The 5,591-nt window shown below is 70.2% G+C and carries 3 protein-coding genes; 1 reads left to right on the forward strand and 2 read right to left on the reverse strand.

All coding sequences use genetic code 11. The features are described 5' to 3' along the window. Window positions 1-279: 279 nt before the first annotated feature. The gene (locus tag ABF401_RS14100) at window positions 280-2,895 is read right to left on the reverse strand and encodes a UTP--glucose-1-phosphate uridylyltransferase (protein ID WP_353510201.1); all 2,616 of its coding nucleotides are present in this window, start codon (window positions 2,893-2,895) and stop codon (window positions 280-282) included. A gap of 58 nt (window positions 2,896-2,953) precedes the next feature. On the opposite strand from ABF401_RS14100, the gene ABF401_RS14105 reads away from it, so the two are divergent. After that, window positions 2,954-3,598 (forward strand): 5-formyltetrahydrofolate cyclo-ligase, encoded by a 645-nt coding sequence (locus ABF401_RS14105; protein WP_353510202.1) that lies wholly within the window; start codon window positions 2,954-2,956, stop codon window positions 3,596-3,598. Here the strand turns inward: ABF401_RS14105 and ABF401_RS14110 are convergent. After that, the coding region (locus tag ABF401_RS14110) for a penicillin acylase family protein (protein ID WP_353510203.1) at window positions 3,580-5,591 on the reverse strand (2,012 nt) is incomplete at its 5' end. The two genes, ABF401_RS14105 and ABF401_RS14110, sit on opposite strands and share 19 nt — an antisense overlap.

Below are 5,591 nucleotides of genomic sequence, written 5' to 3' on the forward strand. Positions count from 1 at the left end.
CGTGGACCCGCGGTCGGCAGGAGTCTGATCAGCCACTCGGCCATCATGTCACCGCTCTCGGAGAGCTTTGAGACGGACCCGGGTGGCCACCACACACCCTTTTCGTCGAGTGTGCACTCCACGCCCCGCCCGGGCGGGAGCTCGGGCTGGGAGCGAGCCCAGCGGCATACGGCATGGCCGTGCCCCGAGCACCTCCGACAACTGACCCGCGGCGCACCTGTCGGCGCGATCCGCGCGCCTCGCGCGCCGACAACCCAGCCCGGGCGCAGTTGTCGGCGGTCAGCTGTCGAGGAGCATGACGTCGACCGGCTCGCCGGCGACGAGGTCGGTCACGTCCTCGGGGACGACGACGATGGCGTTCGCACGGGACAGGTCCGCAACGAAGTGCGAGCCCTGGCCCGCGAGCGGCGTGCACCTGAGCCCGCCCTCCGAGTCGGGCGACACGACGGCCCGGCCGTACTGGCGCCGCCCCTCCGGAGACCGCAGCCCCGAGGTCAGGGTGGCGGTGCGGACCTGCCGCTTCTCCGGGACGAGCCGCATCAGCCGCCGCAGCGCCGGACGCACGAAGACCTCGAAGGAGACGAAGCTCGAGACGGGATTGCCCGGCAGCGCGAAGAGCGGAACCCGCAGGTCATCGGGCCCGCTCAGGAAGCCGAATCCCTGTGGCTTGCCGGGCTGCATCGCCACCTTGACGAACTCGACACCCTTGCCGGCAAGCGCGCTCTTGACGACGTCGTACGCGCCCATCGAGACACCACCGCTCGTGATGATGACGTCGGCGTTCGCCACGATGTCATCCAGCGCGGCCAGGAGCTCCTCGTCGGTGTCACCGACCGCCGCCCTGATCTCTGCAGACGCCCCCGCCGCCACCGCGGCAGCCCACAGCATGGACGAGTTCGAGTCATGGATCTGGCCGGGCCCCAAGGGTTCGCCCGGGGGAACGAGCTCTGCGCCTGTCGACATGATGACGACATGGGGCCGCCGGTGGACCTCGACCGAGGCGTGCCCGGACGCGGCGAGCAGGCCGATCGTCCGCGGCCCGACCACGTCGCCGGCCGACACGATGACCGACCCCTCGGACACGTCCTCGCCGCGGGGCCGGACGTAACGCCCCGCCGACACGGAGGCTCGGCACTCGACCGATCCGGTTGCCGATCCGTCGGTCTGCTCGACGGCGATGACGGCGTCGGCCCCGGGCGGGATGGGGGCGCCGGTCATGATGCGTGCCGCCTCGCCGGGACCGACGGAGAAGCTCGGGTCCACTCCCGCCGCGACCTCGCCCACGATGCGGAGGCGCACCGGCGACTCGTCGGCCCCCTGAAGCGAGTCCGCCTGGACCGCATATCCGTCCATCGACGAGTTGTCGAAGGCCGGCAGGTTGACCCGGGACCGGATGTCGCGCGCGACGACGAGGCCGAGAGACTCGGTGAGCGGCACGCTCTCGACGGGCGACGAGTCGAGCGACGACAGGATCGCCTTGAGGTGCTGTTCGACGGTGCGAGTGTCCCCCGGCGCTTGGACCGGTCCTCCGAGAACCGCGCCATCCGGCACCCGCGGCAACCCGTCGACGAGCACGTCTCCGACGCAGCGGACCTCGCGCCCGAAGACTGGGTCGCCGATGACCCGCAGGCTCGTGCACTCGATCATCGACGGGACCCCGTGGGGGAACCGCTTCTCGAAGCCCCCGACGAGCCGGTAGGCCGAGTCGAGGTCGACGAACGGCTCGGGACCGTCCCCGACCGCGACGAGGTGCGAGCTGTCGTCGAGGATGAAGTAGTCGGACCTGACGACGAGCAGGTCGTTGGTCGTCTTCACCGGCCGGAAGCGGGTCCGCGGCACGAGCAGCGCCTCCGAACCCTCGAAGACCTCGATCGCGGCCCCCATCGCCGACTCGAGCTGGATCACCTCAGGTGACGACGGGTCGGACGGGTCGACCGTCTTGCGGTTCACGATGATGGGCAGTCCGAGGACACCGTCGCGCTCAGCCATCCGTTCACGCAGGACCGACAGGTCCACCCAGAGGTTGTTGGCGTGGAAGGTGTTGTGCCGATTGATGTCCCCGAAGTAGTGCTCCTCGCCCTCCGCCACCATGGCGGTGTCGCGGAGGATGAGCCGCCCGTCGGCCTTACGGACCGCGAGGTGTCCGCCCTTGCGGTCGCTCTTGGTCCGCGTGCAGACCTCGGCGACGTAGGGCAGGCCGTGCTCGACCATCCACGCCGCGACGCCCGGGTCGCACGTGGCGCCGAGATTGTCGGAGTTGGAGATGAACGCGTAGCGAATCCCCTTCTCCAGCAACGTCTCCAAGATGCCAGAGGTCAACAGGGAGACATAGACGTCGCCGTGCCCGGGCGGGCACCACTCGAGCTCGGGATCGTGGGGCCACTCGACGGGCCGGAGGCTGTCGGCGAGCAGCTTGGGCTCGGCGCTCTGGATGAAGTCGAGCGGCAGGCCGTCGACGGCCAGGGTCGGGTACTTCGCGAGGATCTCGAGCGACTGCTCCGACGTCCGGAACGAGTTCATCAGGAGCAGTGGCAGGTCGACGTCCCACTCCTCGCGCAGCGCCAGGACCTGCCTGGCGATGATGTCGAGGAAGGTCAGGCCGTCCTTGACCTCGAGCGCGGACTTGGCACCGCTCATCCCCATGCTCGTGCCGAGTCCACCGTTGAGCTTGATGACAGCGGTCTGGCGCAGGGCGGCGCGGGCGTCGTCGTCGGTCACCCGGACCTCGCCGAGCTCCTGGAGGTCGGCCAGCGGCTCGATGGTGTCCTCCGGGATGGTGCCGTGCGCTCCCTCCTCGAGCTGCCTGTAGTAGTGCTCGAAGACCGTGACGGCCTCAGGCCCCATTCCTCTGTCCCGCATGCGCTCGACGGCGAGCGCCAACCCCTCCTGGCTCATGAGGTCACCCTACGATGGACCCCATGTGCGGCCAGGACGAGCAGGAGGCGAGGCAGCCGTGACGGCGGCGGAGCCGGTCCCCTCCAAGCGCGACATCCGCCAGGCGGCACGCCGCCGTCGCGCCGAGCTGGCGCGGTCGGTCGACCGGGACCGGGCAGGCGCGGCCGTGGCCGAGGCGGTGCTGCGCTTCGTCCCCGAGTGGGACGAGGAGCGCCTGCGCATCGCCGTCTACGAGTCGCTTCCCGACGAGCCGCCCACCGGACCGCTCATCGAGGCACTGCTCTCGGCGGGTCACGAGGTCATCGTGCCGATTGTGCTCGACGACTTCACGCTTGAGTGGACGTATGCCGCTGAGGGCACGACCGGCGACCAGGCGACGGTCACGCGCCTCCCGAAGGACGCGACCTCCTCCGCGGACGGCCGGGTGTGGCTGGGGGCGGAGGCCCTGCGTGGCTGCGATCTCATCGTGACGCCCGGGCTGTCCGTCGACTCGCACGGCACGCGCATCGGGCAAGGCGGCGGCTGCTACGACCGGGCCCTGCGGCACCGGGACGTCGGAACCCCGGTCGTCACATTGCTCCACGAGGGCGAGCAGAGCGAGTCGGACCTGCCCCGCGAGCCCCACGACGCGGTGGTCGACGGTTACGCCACGACGAGCGGCCGGGTCGTGCGGGCCGCGCCGGATCAGCCGTTGGGCACCTGACCCGGCGGGACCAGGGTCAGCTCGGTATCGGAGGCTGCCGTCACCGCCTCGGTGCTGAAGGGCCACGGGAACGGTTCGTTCGCCGCCCAGGCGTCGATCTGGTCGGCGTAGTGCGCGTTGTAGGGATGGCCCGACTGGCCCGTCGCATTGACCCAGAGGGACTGATCGAGGTTGGCGAGGTCCACGACCATGCGCATCGACGGGCCTGACGTCACCTCGTAGCCGGAGCTGGAGGCATCCCAGGAGTTGGCGTTGACGATGGAGTTGCCACCGCCCAGCTCGATCCCGCCACGGTTGAACAGGTCGCGGATGAATCCGGGCACCGACTCGCCGCCGAGCACCTGGTGCTCGAGGTTGAGCTGGTGGAGCCGGCCCCACCGCCACGTCGCGGGGACCTTGCCGAGCTTGCGGGCCAGGTCGAGGCGGGCGTCGACGAGTGCGCGCTTGAGGATCTCGCTCGACTCCTCGGTCACCCCGGGCGTCGTCTTGTCGTCCCACCAGGCGTTCTCGGGGTCCTTGAGGAGCTGCTCCATGACGATCATCCACCGGCTGCCGCCGCTCGCGCCGATGTCGGGGGGCAGCTCGTCGAAGGTGTACTCGAGCAGGTGCTTCCAGACGGCGTTGAAGTAGGCCGCGGACGCCGAGTCCCTTGTCTTGTCCACCGGCTGGCTGCCGTCCCAGTCGCGCAGCAGCAGCTGTGCCTGAGCGGTGAAGTCGTCGACCTCGACGCCCAACAGGTGCTCGACGAGGATGGGCGCGAAGGTGTTGCGGTCGTCGCCCTGGATCTCGACCATGCGCTCGGGAGAGACCTTCGCAGCACCGGCGAGGAGCGTGCGGATCCGCTCGGCGCGCAAGCCGTAGTCCCACTCGGACGTGAGGAACGGCTTCGGGCGCGCCGTGACCGCCTGGTTCGCCGTGACGATGAACCCCTCCTCCGGGTCGAGGACATGAGGCAGGTCCTCGAAGCGGACGAAGCCGCGCCAGTCCCACTGGCTGTCCCAGCCCGGCGCCGGCCAGAAACCGGGCACCGCGCCCGGGGTCGCCGAGCGGCGGATGGGGATCAGCCCGGGCGCCTGGTAGCCGATGTGCCCGTCGGTGTCGGCATAGATGAGGTTCTGGGAGGGCACGGCGAAGAGAGCGGCCGCGGCCCGGAACTCCTGCCAGTTGCCGGCCCGGTTCAGCCGGAAGATCGCGTCGGCGGTCTTGTTGGGTTTCAGGGCGGTCCACGCGAGGGACACGGCGAACCGGTTCGACTGCGTCACGCCGCGGACCGCGGACTGGTCCCCGGCCTCGGCCACGGCAGGCGAGGCATCGGAGAGGATCGGCCCATGGACGGTGCTGCGCACGGTCAGCTGGACGTCCTGCCCGCCCGCGACCTTGATCGTCTCCATGCGGGTCTCGAGGCCCACCTGCTCACCGTCGCGCAGGTAGGTGTCGCCCGTCACCTGCTCAAGGTAGAAGTCGGTGACGTCGGCCCCGAGGTTGGTGAAGCCCCAGGCGATCCTCGCGTTGTGGCCGATGATGACGCCCGGGAGGCCCGAGAAGGCGAAGCCCGACACCTGGAACGGGCACTGCGGTGAGACGGTCCGGCACTGGAGATTGACCTGAGTCCAGATGCTCGGGATGCCCAGGGCGAGGTGCGGGTCGTTGGCGAGCAGGGGCTTGCCAGTCGTGGTGCGGTCCCCGGACACGACCCACGAGTTGGAGCCGATGCCGTCGCCCTTGCCGAGCAGCGTCGGGATGGCGTTGACGGCCGCCGCCGTTGCATCGAAGGCCGACTGTCCCTGCTTGAGCAGGGCGGTCGGCGTGGCGGTGGCCGCCTGCTGCGGCTGCTCGGCCCTGGCCGACGGGTCCCAGTCCTGCTCAGAGAGGATCGGCTGGTTGCGGTCGAAGGGATAGGGCGGGTAGAGCAGGTTGATCTGCTTCTCCGAGGTGCGACCGCCCCGCGAGAGCCGGGCTCGGGTGAGCTCGTCGTCGTAGTCGGCGCGCAAGT

It is taken from the genome of Intrasporangium sp., assembly GCF_040414665.1.
GTDB lineage: Bacteria > Actinomycetota > Actinomycetes > Actinomycetales > Dermatophilaceae > Intrasporangium.